Annotated in this window: 18 protein-coding genes; 9 read left to right on the forward strand and 9 right to left on the reverse strand. The window is 68.9% G+C overall.

Annotated elements, in window-relative coordinates; genetic code table 11:
• Nucleotides 1–490 precede the first annotated feature (490 nt).
• From QNJ30_06665 to QNJ30_06685, 5 genes are all read right to left on the reverse strand, one after another.
• Nucleotides 491–1,681, reverse strand: coding sequence for a geranylgeranyl diphosphate reductase (locus QNJ30_06665; GenBank protein MDJ0943126.1), 1,191 nt, complete (start codon nt 1,679–1,681; stop codon nt 491–493).
• Between the two features lie 37 nt (nt 1,682–1,718).
• Nucleotides 1,719–3,053 (reverse strand): BCD family MFS transporter, encoded by a 1,335-nt coding sequence (locus QNJ30_06670; GenBank protein MDJ0943127.1) that lies wholly within the window; start codon nt 3,051–3,053, stop codon nt 1,719–1,721.
• On the reverse strand, nt 3,050–3,925 hold the full coding sequence (gene chlG, locus QNJ30_06675; protein ID MDJ0943128.1) for a chlorophyll synthase ChlG: 876 nt from the start codon (nt 3,923–3,925) through the stop codon (nt 3,050–3,052). The genes QNJ30_06670 and chlG overlap by 4 nt, the downstream gene beginning before the upstream one ends.
• A 280-nt stretch (nt 3,926–4,205) precedes the next feature.
• The gene (ppsR, locus tag QNJ30_06680; protein ID MDJ0943129.1) at nt 4,206–5,585 is read right to left on the reverse strand and encodes a transcriptional regulator PpsR; all 1,380 of its coding nucleotides are present in this window, start codon (nt 5,583–5,585) and stop codon (nt 4,206–4,208) included.
• Between the two features lie 172 nt (nt 5,586–5,757).
• Entirely contained in the window at nt 5,758–6,660 is a 903-nt protein-coding gene (locus tag QNJ30_06685; GenBank protein MDJ0943130.1) for a cobalamin B12-binding domain-containing protein, read from the reverse strand.
• Nucleotides 6,661–7,104: 444 nt separating this feature from the next.
• Between QNJ30_06685 and bchF the strand changes: the two genes are divergently transcribed.
• On the forward strand, nt 7,105–7,704 hold the full coding sequence (gene bchF, locus QNJ30_06690) for a 2-vinyl bacteriochlorophyllide hydratase (GenBank protein ID MDJ0943131.1): 600 nt from the start codon (nt 7,105–7,107) through the stop codon (nt 7,702–7,704).
• A gap of 14 nt (nt 7,705–7,718) precedes the next feature.
• Here bchF and QNJ30_06695 read toward each other — a convergent pair whose 3' ends face one another.
• The gene (locus tag QNJ30_06695) at nt 7,719–9,116 is read right to left on the reverse strand and encodes a cytochrome P450 (GenBank protein ID MDJ0943132.1); all 1,398 of its coding nucleotides are present in this window, start codon (nt 9,114–9,116) and stop codon (nt 7,719–7,721) included.
• Complete coding sequence (locus QNJ30_06700; protein ID MDJ0943133.1) at nt 9,106–9,849, reverse strand: spheroidene monooxygenase; 744 nt, start codon at nt 9,847–9,849, stop codon at nt 9,106–9,108. The genes QNJ30_06695 and QNJ30_06700 overlap by 11 nt, the downstream gene beginning before the upstream one ends.
• A gap of 221 nt (nt 9,850–10,070) precedes the next feature.
• On the opposite strand from QNJ30_06700, the gene bchI reads away from it, so the two are divergent.
• The 6 genes from bchI (at nt 10,071) to QNJ30_06730 (ending at nt 16,925) form a co-directional block, all read left to right on the forward strand.
• Entirely contained in the window at nt 10,071–11,099 is a 1,029-nt protein-coding gene (gene bchI / locus QNJ30_06705) for a magnesium chelatase ATPase subunit I (GenBank protein ID MDJ0943134.1), read from the forward strand.
• Entirely contained in the window at nt 11,096–12,895 is a 1,800-nt protein-coding gene (locus QNJ30_06710; protein MDJ0943135.1) for a magnesium chelatase subunit D, read from the forward strand. Before bchI ends, QNJ30_06710 begins: the two co-directional genes overlap by 4 nt.
• A gap of 5 nt (nt 12,896–12,900) precedes the next feature.
• Entirely contained in the window at nt 12,901–13,794 is an 894-nt protein-coding gene (locus QNJ30_06715) for an alpha/beta fold hydrolase (protein MDJ0943136.1), read from the forward strand.
• A 61-nt stretch (nt 13,795–13,855) separates the two neighbouring features.
• Nucleotides 13,856–15,388, forward strand: a complete 1,533-nt coding sequence (locus QNJ30_06720; GenBank protein ID MDJ0943137.1) for a phytoene desaturase — start codon at nt 13,856–13,858, stop codon at nt 15,386–15,388.
• Nucleotides 15,369–16,430 (forward strand): phytoene/squalene synthase family protein, encoded by a 1,062-nt coding sequence (locus tag QNJ30_06725; GenBank protein MDJ0943138.1) that lies wholly within the window; start codon nt 15,369–15,371, stop codon nt 16,428–16,430. Before QNJ30_06720 ends, QNJ30_06725 begins: the two co-directional genes overlap by 20 nt.
• A gap of 3 nt (nt 16,431–16,433) precedes the next feature.
• Entirely contained in the window at nt 16,434–16,925 is a 492-nt protein-coding gene (locus QNJ30_06730) for a TspO/MBR family protein (protein ID MDJ0943139.1), read from the forward strand.
• Between the two features lie 154 nt (nt 16,926–17,079).
• Here QNJ30_06730 and QNJ30_06735 read toward each other — a convergent pair whose 3' ends face one another.
• Nucleotides 17,080–17,793, reverse strand: a complete 714-nt coding sequence (locus QNJ30_06735) for a carotenoid 1,2-hydratase (protein MDJ0943140.1) — start codon at nt 17,791–17,793, stop codon at nt 17,080–17,082.
• Nucleotides 17,794–17,957: 164 nt separating this feature from the next.
• Nucleotides 17,958–19,490, reverse strand: coding sequence for a phytoene desaturase family protein (gene crtI / locus QNJ30_06740; GenBank protein ID MDJ0943141.1), 1,533 nt, complete (start codon nt 19,488–19,490; stop codon nt 17,958–17,960).
• A gap of 126 nt (nt 19,491–19,616) precedes the next feature.
• Here crtI and QNJ30_06745 point away from each other — a divergent pair, with 126 nt between their 5' ends.
• On the forward strand, nt 19,617–20,486 hold the full coding sequence (locus QNJ30_06745; protein MDJ0943142.1) for a polyprenyl synthetase family protein: 870 nt from the start codon (nt 19,617–19,619) through the stop codon (nt 20,484–20,486).
• 14 nt (nt 20,487–20,500) lie between these two features.
• Entirely contained in the window at nt 20,501–21,652 is a 1,152-nt protein-coding gene (locus QNJ30_06750) for a methyltransferase (protein ID MDJ0943143.1), read from the forward strand.
• The last annotated feature ends 73 nt before the right edge of the window (nt 21,653–21,725 follow it).

Genomic DNA, 21,725 nt, shown 5'->3' on the forward strand with positions numbered 1-21,725 from the left:
TGGCGGCGAAGGCCGAAGAAGAGCTGAACCGGGAGGCCCCGGGCAGCTGCGCGGTCCTGCCCATGGACGGCTTCCACTACGACGAAGAGGTTCCGGTCGCGCGCGGGCTGGCGCCTGCCCGGAAGAGGCCGACCTCTGCGCGCCGAGACTCGCCCCGGCCGATCCATCTAGCGCACTTCCCGATCAGACGCGTTCGCGTCTGGCCGGGAGTAGTGCGCTATCGCTCTGAAGTTAGGGCATTACATCCGGCCAGGTGGATCGCGAAGCGATTCCATCTGATCGGATAATCCCCTAATCAAACTGCGCTCAATTGGAATCAATTGAGCGCAGTTTGATCTACTTCATATAGATAGAGCAGCTCATCTGCGTTCGATTGAACGCAGGCTGCTCCAGGCGACGCTGAAAGCACCTCCAAGTCCTTCCCCCGAGAAGCTCGGGCTCAAGGCGTGGGACGGCATTTGAGCTGGGGGCGACCTTCCAGTGCCGGCCATCAAGGCGTGACGAGGCCGCAGAGGTGTGCGAGATCCTTGAAGAAAATACGCACGTGTGCGATCGGCTTGGCGCGCACCAGCTCCTTGTTCATGTAGGCCTCCCAGGTCAGCCGCTGGACGTCCGGATCGCGGCAGATGCTGACGAAGCGTTCCCGGCGCCGGTCGTTGGCGTACCAGACCTTCTGCATCATCCCAAGGATCCAGAACACCCGGCCGTGCGATTTCATGAAGCGCTTGCGTGCCTTGGCGAGCGCGCGGACGTCGCCGCAGGCGAGGAATTCCTCCACTGCCTCGGCGGCGAGGCGCCCGCCGGCCATGGCATAGTAGATGCCCTCGCCCGACGCCGGCGCGACGACCCCGGCGGCGTCGCCGGCCAGGATCACATCACGGCCGTTGTCCCATCGCTTGAGCGGTCGCAGCGGGATCGGCGCGCCTTCCCGGCGAAGGGTCTCGCTGCCGTCGAGGCCAGAGGCCGCACGCAGGTCGCCCACGGCGCCGCGGAGCGAGAAGCCTTTGTTGGCCGAGCCGACGCCGACGCTGGTGGTCTCGCCGTGCGGGAACACCCAGGCATAGAAGTCCGGAGACAATTGGCCCTGGTAGTAGACATCGCAGCGCCGGCCGTCGAAGTCGGCGGTCCCGGCCGAAGGCGAGCGGATGACCTCGTGATAGGCGAAGACGCAGGGCATCCGCTCGGCGCCCGGCACCGATTGCCGCGCCACCGCCGACCGGGCGCCGTCGGCGCCGATCACGACGCGGGCGCGGACCCGCACCAGGTCACCCTTCCCGCGCCCCGGGCCCGGCCGGAAGGCGACGACGGTCCCCAAGGCCTCGTTCCGCTCGATGGTGTCGAAGGTTCCCGCACAGCGCTCGGCGCCGGCCTTGGCGGCCCGCTCGCGCAGGTACTCGTCGAAGACCTCGCGATCGACCATGCCGACGAAGCCGCCGTCGATCGGCATGTCGACCCGCCGGTCCCTTGGCGAGATCATCCGGGCCGAGCGCGCCCGGGCGACCAGCAGGGAGTCCGGGATGTCGAAGTCGCGGATCAGGCGCGGCGGTATGGCGCCGCCGCAGGGCTTGATGCGCCCAGCGCGGTCGAGCAGGAGCACCTCATGGCCGGCCCGCGCGAGATCCGTGGCGGCCGTCGCCCCCGCAGGGCCGCCGCCGACAACAACCGCATCGAAGGTCCGCATTTTCCAACCGCTCCTTTCTTACGCCGGCCTGCGCGGCTCAGCCCTGGGCCAAGAGCGGCGCCGGGGCATCCAGGTTCTTGGCCTTCGGCAGGCTCACGCCTGCGGCCAGGAAGGCCGCCACGACAAACAGAAGGGCCTCCGCGCCGAACACGACCGCGTAGGCCAGAGGCGGCGACTCCAAGAGCGCGCGCGTCACATCGATGGCCAGGGTCCCGGCGAAGCCGCCGAGGCCGAAGGCGAGGGCCTGTGCGGCGCCCCAAAGTCCCATGCGGGTCCCCTCGCGGGATTCCCGGCCGGTGCCGACCAGGCCCATCATCGAGGCGATCGCGGCCACCGCGAAGGCACCGTTGGCGACACCGAGCGCGAAGACGGCCAGGACGAGCGGGAAGCCGGGGCCGGCGAAGCCACCCGCCGCGATCACCGTCAGCGCGGCGGCCGAGGCCAGGCAGCCGACGACGGCCCAGATGCGCAGAGACCCGGGCCGTCGCCGGCCGTAGGTGGTGCCCGCGACCGCGACCAGGATCATGCCGAGCAGCACGCCGCCGTGCTGGACTCCGGCGAGCCGGGTCGATTCGCCCGGGGTCATGCCGAAGACCGCGCCGGCAAAGGGCTCGAGGATCAGGTCCTGGGCGCTGTAGGCCAGCATCGAGACGAAGATGAAGATCGTGAAGCGCCGCGCCTGAGGCTCCGACCAGACCTGCGCCAGGGCCTCGCGAAAGCTCGGCTTGGCCGCGAGCCGCGGCGCGGGCGTATGTCGGCTCGATGATGCGGCCGCGCCTTCGATTCCCCTGACCGAAACCAGGGTCAGGCAAAAGGCCAGACCTGCGACCAGGCCCGTGACCGCGACCAGGCGGCTTAGGGAGAAGGGATCGAGGAGCATCCCCGCGGCGGTCGCCGTGACCATCATGCCGGCGATCATCATCAGCCAGACGAGGGTCGCCGCGGCCGCGCGCCGGCCGGGCGCGACCAGCTTGGCCAGAAGCACCAGCAGGGACGTCCCGGCCGCCCCGACCCCGCCGCCGATCAGGGCAAAGGCGATGACGGCGAGGGCGATGCCCGCCGCCGGCCGCGTGCCCATCAAGGCGGTCGCGACCGCCGCCAGGCCGCCGCCCAGCGCCAGGACCGCCATCCCGCCGATGATCCAGGGCGTACGCCGGCCACCGACATCGGAGCCGTAGCCCCAGCGTGGCCGGAGCACCTGCACGGCGTAGTGGAAGGCGACCAGCGCACCCGGCAGCATGGCCGGCAGTGCGAGCTCCACCACCATGACCCGGTTCATGGTCGAGGTGGTCAGAACGACGATCGCGCCGAGGGCGCTCTGCACCAGGCCAAGGCGCAGGATCCCGGCCCAGGAGAGCGCCGCGTGGGTCATCCCTTCGCTCCCAGCAGGGCCAGGGCGCTGACCAGCATGCCCAGGACATAGAGGGTGGTGCCGGTGGCGTTGTACCAGGGCGCCCGTTGCTTCGGCGCCTTCAGGAGCCGTTCCATGAGGAAGATCTGTGCAAGCAGCAGCCCGGCCACGCCGGCGGCATGGAGGGCGTGGCCCCAAGCGAAGAGCAGCAGGACCACCGCGACCTGCGGCGCGGCCATGAACCAGCAGGCCAGGCGGGCCGCCCTTTCGACCCCGAGCTGGACCGGCAGGGAATGGACCCCGGTGCGCCGGTCGCCGTCGACCGACTTGAAGTCGTTCAAGGTCATGATCCCGTGGGCGCCGAAGCTGTAGAGGCCGGCCAGGACCAGGACCCGCCAATCGGGCAGCGCGGCGGCCATGACGGCGGCCCCGGTGAACCAGGGGAGTCCCTCGTAGCAGACCGCGACCGCCGTGTTGCCGAGCCAGCCGTTCCGCTTGAGCCGAAAGGGCGGCGCGCTGTAGGCCCAGGCCAGGGCCAGGCCGACCACCGCCGCGGCGAAGCCCCAGGGACCGAGGGCGGTCGCGACAGTCAAAGACAGGAGAGTCCAGCCGATCGCGATAAAGAGGCCCCAGCGCCCCGGCACCCGCCCCGAGGGGATCGGACGCTCCGGCTCGTTGATCGCGTCGACGTGGCGGTCGAACCAGTCGTTGACGGCCTGGCTGGTGCCGCAGACCAGGGGCCCGGCAAGCAGGACACCGGCCACCAGCAGGCTCCAGCGGCCCTCCGTTGGCAGGCCGGCCGAGATGACGCCGCAAGCGTAGGCCCACATGGGCGCGAACCAAGTGATTGGCTTGAGAAGCTGGACGACGGATGTCAGGGCCGGTCGCGTCATACTGTATGATAGAATTGACACATAATATCGTCAATTCTATTTAACAGTCGGCCGGGCCCGTCGGGGCGGAAACGGCACCACGGCCAAGCGTAGGCTCATACCAAGGAGCGCTGTAGACCAGGAACCTCTGGCCGCTCACTCCTTTTTGGAGACTGCCGCAGGGCCCGCCGGCCCCGCTCGCAACTCTGGGGTGCAGTCATGCCGCGCCGGTCGCGGCGTGTCGAGCCGCGCGTCCCGATCAAATGCCGTGGCGTCTGGCTGGAAATGGTAGGCTAACGCGCTAGTTCTGGCGCTCGCCGCCGTGTTCGGACTGCAGGTCACCAAGCCCATAGCGGTGCAGCTTCGCATAGAGGCTCTGCCGGCTGAGGCCCAGGAGCTCGGCCGCCGAGGCGCGGTTGTCGCCGGTCAGTTCCAGGGCCGCCTCGATCGACATGCGTTCGATCATATCCGTGGTCTCGCGGACCAGGTCCTTCAGCGAAACATGTCCGACCAACTCGGTCAGCTGCTCCACCGACTTCGGCAGGCCGCGGCTGGTCGGCTCCTCCTTGAAGCGGCGGCTGCCGACGCCGCGGATCGCGAAGCCGTAGCAGGGCTCGTCGTCGTTCATCACCGAGACGCCGGAGACCTCGACCTCTTCCTTGGATCCCAAGTCGCCCTGGATCGTGGTCCCGAAGAGCCGGACCACACCGTGCTCGCGCAGGTTCGACGTCAGGACGCCCAGGTCGATGTCCGATCGGCCCAGCCAGCGGCCGATCGACTGACCCAGGGCCTGCTCTTCGGTCGCCAGCTGCGCCAGATCGAGGAAGGCCGAGTTGGCCGCGAGGATTCGTCCCTGGTCGTCGGTGGCGACGAAACCGTCGGGCATGGTCTCGATGACGTCGAGGAGCCGGGAGCGGGCCTTCGGGACCGCGGCGGCACCCTGGTCGGCGTCCTGCAGGGCGGAGAGCCGGACCAGGAAATGCGCGTTGTTGCCCTGGCGGAACAACGAGGCCGAGACCCGAAGCTGCAGGTCGTTCAATCGGATCTTGGCGCTCTCGCTGGCCGCCTGGCTTGATTTTCGAACCCCTGAAAAGAGCGCCACGATCAGCTCGCGATCCTGGCCGTCGATGTCCTCGGGGAACTTCTGCCCGATGAGCTGACCGGCCGTCGCGCCAAGGAGCTGGATCGCCGCCGGGTTGGCATCGACGACCTTGCGGGTCGAAGCATCGACGATCAGGATCGCTTCGGATGCCATCTGGAACAGCACCCGGTAGCGTGTTTCGGTGTGTCGTAAACGCATGTAGTCGCGCTCCAAGCCTTGTTGTGCGTGTACGAGTTGCTGCTGCAGGGCGGCAAAGCTCCGCAGTTCCCGACCCAAGGCCAGCACTAGGCCATCCTTTCCGACCGGCACGGCGAGATAGCTGATCGGCAGGTCCGGCCCGTCCGCGACCGGGTGGTTGACTTGGCGCCAGCGCGGCGGCTCGCCCTGCACCGCATCGCCGAGCAGAGCCTCGACCTTGGGCCGGCTTTCCACCGTGACCGTATCAAGCCACATTTGGCCAGACCAGTCGTCGACCCCATGCGACAGCAGACTGGTATTGCCGCAGGCCAGGTCGCGGATCACCCCGTCGGCCCCAATGACCAGGGCGATATCGGTGGCCGCGGCGACGACGGCTGCCATGGTGCCCGCGTCGAGCTGCCCGAACGGAACCTCCGGAGACCTGAATCGGCTGAGCTCGCTATCGGAAACTAAATCGTCCATCGCTGCTGTCACATTCCGGCGTTGTCGCTGACTTACATATCAGCGCCTGCCGGGGTTGCCAACGGTCTCCCACGCCCAGACAGCACCAGTCTCAGCAAAGGCGCCTGTTGGAACTCCAGAGCATCTCCTGTGCTCGCGAAACGGCCTTCCGTCCATCACTCGCAATCGCATCCGCGCCGTAGTCCTGCGCCGACCCCGGCCGCTCAACCACTGCGCGTCCGCCAAGTAGAACAGCGATCTGCTGGTTGCGGGAACACTCTCGAATCCGCCGGATCAGTCCTTCCAATCGCAGGAGGCTGGATCCGAGGCTCACCGACACCCCAATCACATCGAACCAATCATCAACCAAGAGCTCGAAGATCGCCTCATCGCCGTCCGGCACCCCGCCCCAGACATCCCAACCGTCGCGGCGGAAGAACTCCGCGACCATGTACATCCCGAAGGTGTGCTGCTCGCCGGGAAAAGTGACCAGGAGGGCCCGCTTGTCCTGATCGACCGCGACACGCCCACTTTCCGTCGCCGGGCTCAAGCCGCGCAGAAGCTGCTGCATACGCGACAACCCAAGAGTGACCGTCATGAAGTCGCAGCGGTCGTCCACCCAGAGATCACCAAGGTGGCGCGCGGCGGGCGCCATCAGGCCCAGGAAAATCGACTCGAGCGACACGCCGCGTCCACGCAGGTCGTCGATGAATCCCCGCGCGCTAGCGGTGTCGTTCTTGATAATGATCGAGGCGAATTCGAGAACGTCGTCGCGGCTTGGCTCGGCGGCTTCCCGACGCGCAGGCTCGATGCGCTTCAAATCAGCCCGATGGGCCAACATCAGCCGAGGAACGATTTCTGTCTCGATTGTGGTCGCGAGCGCGGCCAAACCGGATCCTGACGACGACTCTTTTTCTCGGGGGCTACTCTCTTCTTCTTCGTCTACACAAGACCCAAAAAGATCATATTCCTGCAAGTACTCATCGGCATTTAGTAATTGCCGTAGGCCTGCCATCTGAGCCTCCCTCAGATACTATTTTTTGTTCTTCTTGTGTTGTCCTTTCCCCATTCCCCTATCGCAACCATGGCCTGCATTCTTCCTTCCTGAGAATGCGCTTCACGAGATCGCCCAGCCCTTTGAAGCGGTACACGGCCAGGGCAGGCAGCCTCGTTGCGAGGCCGAAATGCCCGATAACCCATTAACCACGTCGGACATGTTCGTTGAATAGGACACCGTCATCAATGTGTCAAGTAAGCTAGATAGTGTCAATATTGTTGGTCGAAGATAATGTATGATTGGATTGACAATCGGAGGGGGTCCGAATAGACTCTAAACGACCGGACGGCCTCCTTCCCCGCTTCAAGAGAAAGGGGCCGACATCGGGCTCCGTCGAGCCTCGGGGCGAAGAGGCCCGAAGACAGCGGTGCCGGGCAGAACCTGAACGGAGGGATAGTTTCCATGATCCTTATCCCAGACCTCAGCGGAACCGTCGACAGATGCATCGCGCGCTTCGACGTTTGCCCCTGGTCGACGCTTGCCGGAAGCAGCACGCTTCGGCGCGAGCCCTTGTCCCGGCGGCGCGACCATATCCTCTATACGCCCGAACAGAGACGCCGGCGGGACCAGTCGCCCTGGACTCTGGTTCAAGGGGTTCTGGCGCCGCTCCAGTTCGGCATCTTCCTGATCAGCCTCGTCCTCGTGCTCCGATTCCTGGCAACGGGTCTCGGCTTCGAGGCCGCGACCGCTTCTATCGTCGTCAAGACAGTTGCGCTCTACACGATCATGATCACCGGAGCGATCTGGGAGCGTGCCGTTTTCGGCCAGTATCTCTTCGCGCCCGCGTTTTTCTGGGAAGACGTGGTCAGCATGCTGGTGATCGCTCTACACACGGCCTACTTGATCGTTCTGGCAACCCAGATTCTCGACGCCCAGGGGCAAATGCTGCTCGCGCTCGCGGCTTACGCGGCCTACGTGATCAACGCGGCCCAGTTCCTCCTGAAGCTGCGCGCCGCCCGGCGAGAGGCCAGCCCAGGCGGCGCGGCCTTCCGCCCGGCCTGATCGAGTGAGCCGCATCAGCGCCGCCGGAAGCGCACCCGAATTCCCTGCGCCGAGCGCGTCGTCAGCCGGGTGACCGGCCGCACTGACCGCGGATCCACGGCCTCGACCTCGTATCGTCGGATCAGGCGGGCGAGGATCAGGGTGCTTTCCACCGTCGCAAAGGCAGCGCCGACGCAAAGCCGGCGACCTGCCCCGAAGGGCAGATAGGCGCTCTGGGTCCACTCCTGCTCCCGCTCCGGCAGGAAGCGGTCGGGATCGAAATGCTCCGGATTCCGCCACAGCGCCCTGTGGCGATGCATGATCCAGGGCGAGATCATGATCATGGCGCCGCGCGGCACCGCGAGGGCGCCGATTCGCCCCGGCTCGAGCGCGACCCGCGGGATGAAGGCGAGCGGCGGATAGAGCCGCAAGGTTTCGCGAAAGACGTTGCGCACGAAGGTGAGCCTCTTGGTCGCCTCGAAGCCGATCGGACCCTGCGCGCAGACCGACTCGACCTCGGCCCGGATCCGTGCGGCGGCCTCGGGCCTCTGCGACAGGATGAAGAAGGCCCAGGCCAGCGCCCCAGCCGTGGTCTCGTGTCCGGCCAGAAAGAAGACGCCGATCTGGTCGATCAGCTCTTCGCGCGAAAATCCCTCGCCGGTCTCCGGATCCCGCGCCGCGATGACCTCGCCGGCGATATCGTTGAGCGGCCGGTCCGCGGTGTCGAGCCGCGCATCGATCAAGCTGCCTAAATGCCGGCGGATCAGCATCGAGGCCTGAACCACCGAACGAGGCTGCTTGACGGCCGCCCAGGGCCGGCCGAGCCAGAGCCGCAGGATCTGAACGTTGGCGACCGAGTCCTGAAACCGCGCGAACGCCTTGAAGATCTCACGCGCCGCTTGGCTTTCCAGGGACACCGAAAAGATGGTCCGGTAGATGATGTCCGCCGTTAGGTGGCTCATCGCCGTCTCCAGGGAGACGGCTTCGCGGCACTCGGCCAGGGTGTCCAGGCGGCGCTCGAAGTCGGCGACGGCCGCCGCCATCCCTCTAAAGGCCCGGCTCACCTGCATGTGGGAGAAGGCCGCCTCGATCATCCGCCGTTGGCGCCGCCAGGTCTCGCCGCTCGACACGAAGATGCTGTCCCCGACCAGGGGCTGCAGGGCGCCCACCATGAGGTCGTTTTTGGGAAAGCTCTCGGCCTCTCCGGTCAGAATCTGGCGCACCAGGGTCGGATCGTTGACCAGGACGATCTTGCGGCGGGTCCGCCCGACCTCGGTCAGCAAAACCCGGTAGGCCTCGTCCGGCATCAGGCTGAGCAGGTCGCGCTGGCTGCTGAGGATGCCCTTCAGCAGGGCCCGGACCGGCGTGGTCGGGACCGGCGCCGGCGGCCGATAGAGCCCTTCCGGCCCGGCCGTCGTCCGGTCAAGCGGCATTGACGCCAGCCTCGTCTGCGCAGGCGACCACGGAGGCGGTCGAAAGCGGCTGGCCCCCCTCCCAGCGGCCCGCCGCATGCAGCACGCGGAAGCGCGCGAAGAGCTCCTCGCTGAACCAGCCGCCCTCCCGGACGCGGGCGATCGCCTCTGCGTGAAAGCCACGGTAGGCGAAAGCTTCCATGGCGCGGCGGTCCGACCAGATGGAGAAGGTGACCTGATGCAGCCAGGGGACTTCGCCCAGGCCGATCTTGAAGAGCAGCTGCGGCTGCGCGCGGATGGCCGCGCTGATGTTCGGCACACGCCGCCAGAAGGCCAAGGCGTGCTGCGGCTTGACCGAGGCGCGCGTCAGCACGGCGATCGCGCTATCCTCCGAAAGGCCGGGCTCGGACGAAAGGGTGAAGGGCGCCGCGCGGTCCCATTGGCCGCGGCATTGGGTCGCCCCGAGGAAAACCGTCCAGTCTTCGGCCGCGTGGGCGCGATAGCGTCGATAGACTGCGCTCTCCGCCACGCGGGCCTGGCCTTCCGCCAACGACGGCCAGGTGGCCAGGATCGCGTAGACCGAGAAATTGGGAAAAGGGTGAAAGCCCTCGCGCGTCCCGCTGCCCAGCAGCTTGTGGAAGCCGATGCCCGGGATCGCGCGCAGGGGTCGGCGGGCGAAGAGCATCTGGGAGAAGGCCCACAGCTTGTTCCCGGACCCTTCGAAGCGGAAGAAGGAGAGAGACACCGCTTTCATGTTCCTACCGCTCGGAAAAAGCGCTATACACTTTGGCTGTCAATTAAACTCGACACTGGCGCCGCTGTCACGCCATATTGCTTGCACCGGAAGGGTGGTCTTCGCTGCGATGAACGGGATCGGCCGCAAGGCACTGCAGACGGCGCCGCGGGTCTCGGTGATGCCGGGCCTCGGCAGAACCGGCTGTCCTGCTAGACTTCGCCAGCCTTAGGACAGAGTGCGTGCAAAGAGCCTTTCCCTTTTCCGCTATCGTCGGCCAGAACCAGATCAAGCTCGCCCTCTTGATCGTCGCGGTCGATCCTTCGATCGGCGGGGTTCTGATCTTCGGCGACCGCGGAACCGGCAAGTCAACCGCGATCCGCGGCCTCGCCGCCCTGCTGCCGAAGATGCGGGCGATCGTCGGTTGTCCCTATGGCTGCGCGCCCGAGACCACCGCGGGGCTCTGCGACCACTGCGATGACAAGACGGGAAAAGCCGCGCCCAAGAGCCATCTGGTGCCGGTGCCGGTGATCGACCTGCCGCTCGGGGCCACCGAAGACCGGGTGGTCGGGGCGCTGGACCTCGAACGCGCCCTGACCGTCGGAGAGAAGGCCTTTGAGCCGGGCCTGCTCGCCCGGGCCAACCGCGGCTTCCTCTACATCGACGAGGTCAACCTGCTGGAGGACCACTTGGTCGACCTGCTGCTCGACGTCGCCGCCTCGGGCGAGAACCTGGTCGAGCGCGAGGGCTTGAGCGTACGGCATCCGGCCCGCTTCGTGCTGATTGGCAGCGGCAATCCCGAAGAAGGCGAGCTGCGCCCGCAACTCCTGGACCGCTTCGGCCTCTCGGTCGACGTCCAGACCCCCGGCGACGTCGCCACGCGGGTCGAGGTGGTGCGGCGCCGGGACTCCTTCGAACGCGATCCGGAGGCCTTCGGCACCCGGTGGCAGGCGGAGGACGACAAACTGCGTCGGCGGATCGGCGCGGCGCGCAAGCGGCTCGGCGAGGTCGAGGTCCCGGACGCGGTCTACGAGCAGGGTGCCGAGCTTTGCCTCGCCCTGGGGACCGACGGGCTGCGCGGCGAACTGACGCTGATCCGCGCCGCGCGCGCCGCTGCGGCCCTGGAGGGCCGGAAGCCCGTCGCCCGCCGTCATCTGCAACAGGTCGCCCCCCTCGCCCTCAGGCACCGGCTGCGCCGCGACCCGCTCGACGATGCCGGCTCCAGTGTCCGGGTCGAGCGCGCGATCGAGGAGGTTTTTGGGTCGCGATGAAGACCCGACGGCAGCCGAACTCCCTGCCCGCCGACGCGATCCTGGCCGCGGCCCTGGCAGCAACGGCGCCGCTGGCGCTGGGCGGCGTGTCCCTGCGGTCCCGCCCCGGCGAGCAGCGCGAGGCCTGGCTGGCTCGGTTCCATGGCCTGCTGCCGCAGGACGTGCCCCGACCGCGGTTGCCCCTGCACATCAGCGACGACCGTCTGCTCGGCGGGTTGGACCTTGCCGCGACCCTGCGGAGCGGACGCCCGATGGGTCAGCGGGGCCTGCTCGCCGACTGCGACGGCGGGGTCCTGACGATTCCCATGGCCGAGCGGACCCCTGCCGCCTTGGCGGGAAAGCTCGCGGCCGTGATGGATGCGCGGGCCATCGTCTTGGAGCGCGACGGGCTTGCCGCGCGGCATCCGAGCGCCTTCGGCGTCATCCTGCTCGACGAGGGCCTCGCCGAGGACGAAGCGCCGCCGTCCTGCCTTCTGGACCGGCTCGCCTTCCACCTGCACCTGGAACCACGCGGCGGCGGCGAGGACCCGCCGCCCGGATTGCACACCATCACGCCCGACGACGTCGCCGCCGCGCAACGGCGGCTGCCCGCCGTGGAGGCCCGTGATGACGCCGTCGAAGCGCTCTGCGCCGCAAGCCTGGCCCTGGGTATCGCCTCGGCGCGCGCGCCCCGCTTTGCGCTGACCGCCGCGCGCGCCTCGGCCGCCCTCTTCGCACGCGACCGTGTCGGCGAGGACGACACGGCCCTGGCGGCGCGCCTGGTCCTGGCGCCGCGCGCCACGCAGCTTCCGGCCGGGGAGCCGCCCGCGGAAGCTCAGGAGCCCGAGGCGTCGCGGGACCAGTGCAACGGGGAGGACCCAAGGTCGCCGGAGCGGGACGCGGAGGGCCGAAATCCGGAGGCCCTGGAGGACGTCGTGCTGGCGGCGAGCAAGGCCGCCATTCCACGCGACCTGCTGGCGCAGCTCATGGCCGGCAAGGACCGGCGCAGCCGGGAGTCGGGCAGCGGACGCGCAGGACCGCTCCGCGCGACGACGACGCGCGGCCGCCCCGTGGGCGCGCGCCGCGGGACGCCGAAGCTGGGCCAGCGCCTGAACGTGCTCGAGACCCTGCGGGCGGCGGCGCCCTGGCAGGCGATCCGCCGGCGCGAGCAGGCCGACCGGCCGCCGGCCATGGCGCCGCGCGTCCTGATCCGCCGGGAGGACTTCCGGATCACCTGCTACAAGCATCATCCGGAGACCACGACCATCTTCGTCGTCGACGCCTCCGGCTCTGCCGCGCTGCACCGTCTGGCCGAGGCCAAGGGCGCGGTGGAGCTGCTCCTCGCGGATTGCTACATCCGCCGGGACAGCGTCGCCCTTCTGACCTTCAAGGGCCGCGGCGTCGAGCTGCTGCTGCCGCCGACCCGCTCGCTGGCCCGGGTCAAGCGCTGCCTGGCCGGCTTTCCGGCCGGCGGCGGCACGCCTTTGGCGGCGGCCATCGACGCGGCCGCAACCCTGGCCGACGGGCTGCGGCGCAAGGGGCAGTCGCCGGTGGCCGTGTTCCTCACCGACGGCCGCGGCAACATCGCGCGGGACGGGTCGGCGGATCGCGACGCTGCCGAAGGCGACGCGCGCACCGCCGCCCGTGCTCTGGCCGCGAGCGGGCTCGCAAGCCTCCTGGTGGACATCTCGCCACGACCGCGTCCGATCGGCCGCCAGCTCGCCGAGGCGATGCGCGCCACCTACATGGCGCTGCCCCAGGCCGACGCGGCGGCGCTGTGCAACGCGGTCCAGGCCCACGCAGACCCGAGCCGCTGAAGGCAATGCTCGGGCGCAGCAGGCTGGCCTGGGAGCGGGACGGCGCCGACTGGCCCAATCGCGCGCAGAGCGACTTCGTCTCGGCGGCCGGACTGAAGTGGCACGTCCAGCGCGAAGGGCGCGGGCCGCAAGCGCTGTTGATCCACGGCACCGGGGCCTCCACCCATTCCTGGCGCGACCTGAGTCCCATCCTGGCGGAAGACTTCACGGTCATCGCCCCGGACCTCCCGGGCCACGGATTCACGGACCGGCCGGCCAGCTTCCGGCTTTCGCTGAACGGCATGGCCGAGTCCCTGGCCGGCCTGCTGCGCAGCCTCGAGCTCGACCCGGTCGTGGTGGTCGGCCATTCCGCGGGCGCGCCCATTGCCGCCCGCATGTGCCTGGACGGCAAGATTACGCCCAAGCTTGTCGTCAGCATCAACGGGGCCTGGCTCCCCTTCCGCGGCGCCTCCGGAGTCCTCTTCCCCTTGATGGCGCGGGCGCTGTTCTTGAACCCCCTGACACCGCGCGTCTTCGCAACCCTCGCCGACCGCGGGCGCGTCGCACGCTTGATCCGGCAGACCGGCTCGGACCTGGACGAAGCGGGGATCGCACTTTATCAGCGGCTGCTGCGCAGCCCGTCGCACGTCGCCGGCGCGCTCGGGATGATGGCCAACTGGAACCTGGAGCCCCTCAACCGGGACCTGCGCCGGCTCGCGCCCGAGCTTCTGTTGATCGTCGGCGAGTCCGACCTCGCGATCCCCCCCGCGACCGCGGAGAAGGTCGGCCGTATGGTCCCCAAGGCCGAGGTTCGGCGGCTGCCCGGGCTCGGGCACCTCGCCCACGAGGAAGCGCCGGAGACGGTCGCCGGAACGATCCTCGACGCGGCCAGGGCCCTCGACCTCCTGTCCGACGACTGACTCGGGTCCGTCTGTAAAGCGGCGTTGCGAAAATTTGCTTTACAGGCTTTAATGTCAAAACATGTTGACGCATCTGGACCGACCGCGACCTTCCGAAACCGGTGACCCTCGCCGCGCGCATGCCGTGGTGATCGGCAGCGGCTTCGGCGGACTCGCGGCCGCGGTCCGGCTCGGGGCGCGGGGCTACCGGGTCACGGTCCTCGAGAAGCTCGACGCCCCCGGCGGGCGCGCCTACGTGTTCCGGCAGGACGGCTTCACCTTCGACTCGGGCCCCACGATCATCACCGCGCCCTGGCTGCTCGAGGAGCTCTGGGCGCTCTGCGGCCGGAACCTCCACGACGACATCGAGCTCAAGTCGCTTTCGCCCTTCTACGACATCCGCTTCGACGACGGGTCGGTCTTCACCTACAGCGGCGATCCCGAGGCGATGCGCGCGCAGATCCGCAAGTTCTCGCCGGACGACGTGCCGCGCTTCGAGCGCTTCATGCACCGGAGCAAGAAGATCTACGACTACGGCTTCGACGTGCTTGCCGACGTGCCCTTCCATTCCTTCGGCACCATGCTGAAGGCGGTGCCCAAGATCCTCCAGCTCGGCGGATACCGCACGGTCTACGGCCTGGTCTCGCGCTATATCCGCGATCCCCGGCTCCGCATCGCGATCAGCCTTCATCCGCTGCTGATCGGCGGCAACCCCTACGCCGTGACGGCGATGTACTGTCTGATCAATCACATGGAGCGGGCCTGGGGCGTGCACTTCGCGATGGGTGGGACCGGCGAGGTGGTCAAAGGGCTGGTCGGCCTGATCCGCAACCAGGGCAACAGCCTGCGCTGCAACGCCGAGGTCCGGCGGATCCTCGTGGCGGACGGACGGGCGAAGGGTGTAGAGCTGACCGACGGCACGCGCATCGACGCCGACGTCGTGGTCTCCAACGCCGACGCCGCCTGGACCTACAACAAGCTCCTGCCGGCCAAGGGCCGCCGGCGCTGGACACCGCGCAAGGTCCGGCGGACCCACTATTCGATGGGCCTCTTCGTCTGGTACTTCGGCACCAACCGGCGCTTCCCCGCGATCAAGCACCACAGCATGGTCCTCGGGCCCCGCTACCGGGGCCTGCTGCGGGACATCTTCAAGCGAAAGATCGTGGCCGAGGACTTCAGCATCTACCTGCACCGGCCGACCGCGACGGACCCGGCCCTGGCGCCGCCGGGCTGCGACACCTTCTACGCCCTCTCGCCGGTCCCGCACCTGGAGGCCGACTTCGACTGGGAAGCCGGCGCTGAAGCCTACCGGCAGGCGATCGCGGAGCGCCTGGAAGAGACGGTCATGCCGGGGCTGCGCGACTCGGTCGTCTCCTCCCGGGTCATGACCCCGAAGGACTTCGAGTCGCGCTACAACTCCTACCTCGGCGCCGGATTCGGCCCGGAACCGCTGCTCTGGCAGAGCGCCTGGTTCCGGCCGCACAACAGCAGCGAGGAAATCGCCGGCCTCTACATGGTCGGCGCCAGCACGCATCCGGGCGCCGGGATCCCGGGCGTGATCGCTTCCGCACGTGTCTTGGACAAGGTGGTGCCCCATGCGGCTGAGCTGGTCTGAGTGGCGCTATGCCAACCTGGAGGACCGGCGCACCTGCCGGAAGCTGATCCGGCAGGGCTCGCGAAGCTTCTTCGCGGCCTCCCTTCTGCTGCCCGCGGACCTGCGCGACCCCGCCTACGCGATCTATGGCTTCTGCCGGCTGGCCGATGACGACGTCGACCTGCGGGTCGGCGGCGCGGCGCCGATCGCCCGGCTGAAGCGGCGCCTGGACGCCATCTACGATGGCCGGCCTTGGAACCAGGCCTCGGACCGCGCGCTGGCGGATGTCGTTGCCTTCTATGACCTGCCGCGCACCCTGTTCGACGCCCTGCTCGAGGGGCTGGAGTGGGACGACCAGGGCCGAAGCTACGACGGCATCGAGGAGCTTCACGCCTACGCGGCGCGGGTCGCCAGCGCGGTCGGCGCCATCATGACCTGCCTCATGGGCCGCCGGGCGCCCGGCACCCTGGCCCGGGCCTGCGATCTGGGCGTTGCGATGCAGCTGACCAACATCGCGCGGGACGTCGGGGAGGACGCCCGCGCCGGCCGCCTCTACCTGCCCCGCAACTGGCTCCTGGAGGCCGGTATCGACCCGGCGCGCTTCCTCGCCGAGCCGGTCATGAGCCCCGAGCTGGGTTCCGTCATCAGGCTGCTCCTGGAGCACGCGGACACGCTGTATCGGCGCTCGCTGGTCGGGATCGCCGATCTGCCCCTCTCTTGCCGTCCCGCCATCAACGCGGCGCGCCGCCTCTATGCCGAGATTGGCAACGCCGTCGTGGCCCGAGGCTACGACTCCGTCACGGCGCGCGCGGTCGTGTCACCGCGCCGGAAGTTTGCCGTCCTGCTTTATGCCGTCGCCGAATCGACCCTGATCAGCGAGCGCTCGAGCGCGCCCGGACTTGCGGCAACGCGATTCCTCGTCGATGCGGTGACCGAGCAGGCCGCCTATCGTGGAAGCTCGCAGGACCCGGAGATCGAGTCGCGCACCGAGTGGGTCATCGACCTCTTTCAAAGGCTGCGCGAGCGCGACTACCTGGGCGATGCCAGCGGCAGCACCGCCTGAGCCATGGCCGCCCCGGATCTCTCCCTCGTCGTCTTCGTCCTAGCCAGTCTGCTCGCCGCCTCGAGCGGCGCGATCTTTCGGGCCGGCCCTTGGTACAGCGACCTGCGCAAGCCGAGCTGGCGGCCGCCAAACTGGCTCTTCGGGCCGGTCTGGATGGTTCTCTACGCGATGATCGCGCTGTCGGGCTGGATCGTCTGGCGCAGCGCGCCGGCGGATCAGGTTCTGATCGCCATGCTGATCTACGGGGTCCAGCTGGTCTTCAACGCCCTCTGGTCCTACTGCTTCTTCGGGCTTCGCCAGCCGGGCCTCGCCCTGGCCGACATGAGCGCCCTCTGGATCTCGATCCTGCTGACCATGCTGGTCTTCTATCCGGTCTCGGCCCTGGCCGCGGGGCTGCTGCTGCCTTACCTGCTCTGGGTCAGCTTCGCCTGGCGCTTGAACCATGCGATCTGGCGCCTGAACGCGCCGGCCCGCGGGCACGAAGGTGCCGTCTGAAGTCCGACTGCCGCCAAGGCGGGGGTCAGGGCATTATCCGATCAGATGGAATCGCTTCGCGATCCATCTGGCCGGGTGTAATGCTCTAATTCCAACGCATGAGCGCACTACTCCCGACTAGACGCGAACGCGTCTGATCGGGAAGTGCGCTAAGTCAGCCGCCGCGCCGCGGCATCCGGAAGGGTAACATCATCTGCACCAGCCGCTTGTCGAAGCGGTCCAGCGACAGGCCCTCGTGCATGGCGAGGACCGCCGGCTCGATCAGGTCCAGCGACAGCATCGACCGGGAATAGAAAGGCGTGTCCTCCAGAGTCTTGATCACCTCGGCGCCCCCGCTTGGATCGGCGCGGGTCTCGCGTCCCAGGCCCCAGAGGGTGCCGGGCAGCCTGACGCGCGGCGGCACCTCGAAGTCTTCGATCTTGCCGCTGCGGTCGACGCGAAGCGCGAGCGGGCCTTCGCGGCCGTCCCTGAAAACCGGATCGTAGAGCAGCGCCGCGCTGCCGTCGGAAAGATGCGCGCGCGACCAGCTCCAGCGGGAGAAGCCCGCCTCCAGGGGCTCGCCGCCCTCGTTGCTGTCCAGGTAGCCGTCGCCCGTCCAGCTAAGGCCCGGCTGTTCCAGGGCCACGTCCACCCGCGCCATGGGCGCGATCGGCCACCAGCGGTGGCGACGCGCCGGATCGAGCTCGAAGCAGCGCTCGGTGACGTTCTTGGGGGAGAGGCGGACCCGCCCCTTGATGCGCCGCGGCAGCGGGACGGCGACCTCGTCCAGGTCGATGATCAGGCCGTCGTTCTCCCAGCGGGCGAGGCTCGGCCCGATGGCCAGGGCGTCGGGCGCCGTTTCCAGGGCGGGCCGCGCGCGCTCGGTCATGGCCCAGCGCCGGTGGGAGCGGCCGTAGAGCGCGACATTGACCGCGACGTGGTCGCGCGGATCGCCGCCGCCCCGCCGCCGCGCCAGCGCGTAGTAGGGCGAGAATACGCTGCCGATAAAGAGGATGATGGTCAGGCCGTAGCGGCCGTCGTCGCTGAAGGCGTCTAGGTACCACCAGACATAGCCACCGGATGGAACCGCCGCGTCGAAGCGCGGTCCGCGGCCAAGCTCTCCGCCGCCATAAGGCCGGAGAGGGTCGCCATCGGCACCCCCGGCCCCGGATGAACGCTGCCGCCGGCCAGGTAAAGCCCGGGGATCGCCGTCCGGCAGCCCGGCCGCTGAAGCGCCGCCCGCCAGCCGTGCGACGCCCGGCCGTAGAGCGCGCCGCCGGTCCCCGGGAAGAGCCGGTGAAAGTCGCTCGGCGTCACCACCTGTGTCTTGCCCGGATCCTGCTCGATCTCCAGACCGCAGTGCCGGAGCAGGGAGAAGGTCTGGCTTTCGCATGCGTCGATCTCCGCTTTCTGAAAGGCGTAGCGATCCCCGGCGGCCGGGGCATTGACCAGGCAGAACAGCCGTTCCGCGCCCTCCGGCACCGGGTCTGACTCTTCCAGGCGGTCCTGCGCGCAGACATAGACCGTCGGCGCGGCGGGCAGCCTGCGCCGCTCGAAAAGGTCGTCGAACTCGCGGCGATAGTCGTCGGAAAAGAACACGTTGTGGCGCAACAGGGGAAAGCCGCTGGCCTTCGCCTCCATCAGCCAGGTCACGGCGGAAAGAGAACGGCTGCCGGCGGGCGGCGCCGGCACCGCACGCCGGACCTCGTTTCCGAGCAGGCCGGCCGCTAGCGCGGCACTGTCGCCATTCATGACCACCGCGTCGGCCTCGAGATGCTCGCCCGTGTCCAGGCGGACGCCGACGACGCGACCCCCGGCACGCGTGATCTGGTCGACATGGGCCTCGTAGCGGAGGCTGCCGCCGCGTGCGGCCAGCAGATCGGCCAACGCCAGGGCGAGCGCGTGCATGCCGCCCTCGACGTACCAGACCCCGGCCTGCTCGACGTGGGCGACCAGCATCAGGGTCGCCGGGGCTGCGAAGGGCGAGGAGCCGCAGTAGGTCGCGTAGCGCCCGAAGAGCTGCTGCAGGCGCGGGTCGCCGAATCGGCGGCCGAGGGCGCGCCACATGGTGTTGAAGGGACTGAGGCGGCTCATGGCCGAGAGGCTGCCGAAGCCGAAGGCGCCGACCAAACCCGCCACGTCCGGAGCCGGGCGGCACAGGAAGGGGTCTTTCAGCATGCGGAAGATCTCGGCCGACTCGGCGCAGAAGGCGCGGTAGTTGCGCGCCTCGCCCGGCCCGGCGAAGGCCGCGATCGAATCGGCGGAGCGGTCGATATCGGCATAGAGGTCCAGGACCGGACTGTTCCGCCAGGCGTGGCGCGCTAGAACCTCCGCCGGCCGCAGGCGTACGTGATCGTCGAAGGACTCGCCGATCGCCGCGAAGAGCCGGTCGAAGACCCACCGCATCGTGAAGACCGTCGGCCCGGCATCGAGAAGGCCCGAGCCCACGGCGACCCGCCGCATCTTGCCGCCGGGGGCCGCGGCCCGCTCCACGACCGTCACCCGGAATCCTTGGGCCGCCAGGCGGAGACCCGCCGCCAGCCCGCCGATCCCGGCTCCGATTACGATGACCCGCTCGGCCGTCATCCCTGGACTTGCACCTTTGTCATTGCAGCTTGACATATCTACTGTATAGTTCTCACGACACTTTTCCATGACAAATTGCCGGACCGACCTTTCCGCGGGCCCCGGCAAAACAGTGGGAGGGACCGCATGCAGGCGCAGACTCGCATCGAGACAGGCTTGGCGGCGGCCCTAGACCGGGCGGCCCGCCCCGGTGCCCCCAAGCGTCTGGCCGAGGCCATGCGCTACGCGGTCTTTCCCGGCGGCGCCCGGATCCGTCCGCAGCTCTGCCTGGCGGTGGCGGCCAGTTGCGGCGACGACGATCCCGAGACCGCAACCGCCGCCGCGGTCGCGATCGAGCTGCTCCACTGCGCCTCGCTGGTGCACGACGACCTGCCCTGCTTCGACGCCGCCGACACCCGGCGCGGCAAGCCCGCCGTGCATCGGGCCTACGGCGAGCCGATCGCGGTCCTGGCCGGCGATGCCATGATCGTCCTGGCCTTCGAGACCCTGTCCTTCCGGATCCCGCAGGCCCCGGCGCGCGTGGCCGGCCTGCTGCGCATCGTCGCCGGCTCGGTCGGCATGCCCTTCGGCATCGTCGCCGGCCAGGCCTGGGAGTCGGAGCCGGACGCGATCCTGGCCGACTATCAGCGCGCCAAGACGGGCTCGCTCTTCGCCGCCGCGACCGAGACCGGCGCCGTGGCGGCGGGCGGCGACGCGACCCTCTGGCGCATGCTCGGCGAACGCCTTGGCGAAGCCTACCAGGTCGCCGACGACATCCACGACGTGATCGGCGATGCCAAGGCCATGGGCAAGCCGATCGGCCAGGACGCCAGCTTCGACCGCCCGAACGCGGTGATGTATCACGGCCTGGAGGGCGCGACGAAGCACCTGAAGCAGCTGCTGCAGGACGCCAAGGATTCGATCCCGCCGAGCCCCGGGGCAGCCGCCCTGCGCAAGCTGATCGAGGCGGAATCGAAGCGCTTCCTGCCCGCCGAGCTCGCGCAGGACGTCGCCTGAGCGGAGCGATCACCATGGCGGTGGCCGAGGCAGGCGGCGCGACGTCGACCCGGTCCCTGACCCCGGCGGACCGGCTGCGCGAGGCCGTGACGCGGCTCATCGCCTCTCGCTGGTTCCAAAGCTGGGCCGGCCGCTTTCCGCCGACCCGGGCCTTGGCGCGCCGGCAAGCCGAAGCGCTCTTCGACCTCTGCGCCGGCTTCGTCTACTCGCAGGTCCTCCGGGCCTTCGTCGAAACCGGCCTGCTGGACGCCCTGAGGACCGGTCCGAAGTCGCCGCGCGACCTGGCCGGCCTGGCGGGCCTGCCGGCAGAGCCGCTCGACCGCCTGCTGCGGGCGGCCGTCGCGCTCGGCCTGGCGGCACCGCGCAGCCAGAGTCGCTACGGACTGGGAATCCGGGGCGCGGCCCTGGCGGGCAATCCGGGCGCGGTCGCCATGATCCGGCATCACAAGCTGCTCTATGACGACCTTGCCGACCCTGTCGCCCTGCTGCGCGGCGAAGCGGCCCCGACCCGAACCTGCCAGTACTGGTCGTACCTTGCCGCCGAGCAACCGGACGGCCTCTCCGCCGACGCGGTCGCCGACTACAGCGACCTCATGGCCGTGTCCCAGGTCATGGTCGCCGAGATCGTCGCGGCCGACTTCCGCTTCCGGGACCACCGGCGGATTCTCGACGTCGGCGGCGGCACCGGGACCTTCCTGGAGCGCGTGGCAGCGCAGGCGCCGGAGTCCGCCTTGACCCTCTTCGACCTACCGTCGGTGGCGGCGCAGGCCGAAAGACGCCTCGCGCGAATCGGCCTGGCCGAAAGGGTCCGCGCCGTCGGTGGCGATTTCTTCTCCGATCCCCTGCCCGCCGGTCAGGACCTGATCACCCTGGTCCGGGTCGTCTACGACCACGACGACGACAACGCCCTGCGGCTGCTGAAGAGCTGCCGGGCGGCCTTGACGGGGAACGGTGCCCTGTTGATCGCCGAGCCCATGTCGGGCGCGGCCTCGGGCGGGCAGATCGCCGATGCCTACTTCGGGTTCTATCTGTTGGCTATGGGTTCCGGCGCGACCCGAAGCCCCGCCGAGCATAGCGCCTTGCTGCACAAGGCCGGCTTCGGCCGGGTCAAGGCGCTGCCGACTCGGATGTCCGCCCTGGTCCGCCTGGTCGAGGCACGCCCTTAACCCGAAGGGTGTTCCGGCGGCGTTGTGAATTCAGATTGACATATTTAACTGTCATGTCAGACTTACAAACTGG

This window comes from Kiloniellales bacterium (genome assembly GCA_030066685.1).
Taxonomy (GTDB): domain Bacteria; phylum Pseudomonadota; class Alphaproteobacteria; order Kiloniellales; family JAKSBE01; genus JAKSBE01.

Bases quoted from the DNA above. Each gene is read 5' to 3' on its own strand.
- QNJ30_06745 (MDJ0943142.1), top strand. From the start codon at position 19,617: ATGCAGGCGCAGACTCGCATCGAGACAGGCTTGGCGGCGGCCCTAGAC.
- QNJ30_06720 (MDJ0943137.1), top strand. From the start codon at position 13,856: ATGTTGACGCATCTGGACCGACCGCGACCTTCCGAAACCGGTGACCCT.
- crtI (MDJ0943141.1), bottom strand. From the start codon at position 19,490: ATGACGGCCGAGCGGGTCATCGTAATCGGAGCCGGGATCGGCGGGCTG.
- QNJ30_06730 (MDJ0943139.1), top strand. From the start codon at position 16,434: ATGGCCGCCCCGGATCTCTCCCTCGTCGTCTTCGTCCTAGCCAGTCTG.
- QNJ30_06715 (MDJ0943136.1), top strand. From the start codon at position 12,901: ATGCTCGGGCGCAGCAGGCTGGCCTGGGAGCGGGACGGCGCCGACTGG.
- QNJ30_06665 (MDJ0943126.1), bottom strand. From the start codon at position 1,681: ATGCGGACCTTCGATGCGGTTGTTGTCGGCGGCGGCCCTGCGGGGGCG.
- QNJ30_06735 (MDJ0943140.1), bottom strand. From the start codon at position 17,793: ATGACCGAGCGCGCGCGGCCCGCCCTGGAAACGGCGCCCGACGCCCTG.
- QNJ30_06725 (MDJ0943138.1), top strand. From the start codon at position 15,369: ATGCGGCTGAGCTGGTCTGAGTGGCGCTATGCCAACCTGGAGGACCGG.
- QNJ30_06710 (MDJ0943135.1), top strand. From the start codon at position 11,096: ATGAAGACCCGACGGCAGCCGAACTCCCTGCCCGCCGACGCGATCCTG.
- ppsR (MDJ0943129.1), bottom strand. From the start codon at position 5,585: ATGGCAGCCGTCGTCGCCGCGGCCACCGATATCGCCCTGGTCATTGGG.
- chlG (MDJ0943128.1), bottom strand. From the start codon at position 3,925: ATGACGCGACCGGCCCTGACATCCGTCGTCCAGCTTCTCAAGCCAATC.
- QNJ30_06700 (MDJ0943133.1), bottom strand. From the start codon at position 9,849: ATGAAAGCGGTGTCTCTCTCCTTCTTCCGCTTCGAAGGGTCCGGGAAC.
- QNJ30_06685 (MDJ0943130.1), bottom strand. From the start codon at position 6,660: ATGGCAGGCCTACGGCAATTACTAAATGCCGATGAGTACTTGCAGGAA.
- QNJ30_06695 (MDJ0943132.1), bottom strand. From the start codon at position 9,116: ATGCCGCTTGACCGGACGACGGCCGGGCCGGAAGGGCTCTATCGGCCG.
- QNJ30_06750 (MDJ0943143.1), top strand. From the start codon at position 20,501: ATGGCGGTGGCCGAGGCAGGCGGCGCGACGTCGACCCGGTCCCTGACC.
- QNJ30_06670 (MDJ0943127.1), bottom strand. From the start codon at position 3,053: ATGACCCACGCGGCGCTCTCCTGGGCCGGGATCCTGCGCCTTGGCCTG.
- bchF (MDJ0943131.1), top strand. From the start codon at position 7,105: ATGATCCTTATCCCAGACCTCAGCGGAACCGTCGACAGATGCATCGCG.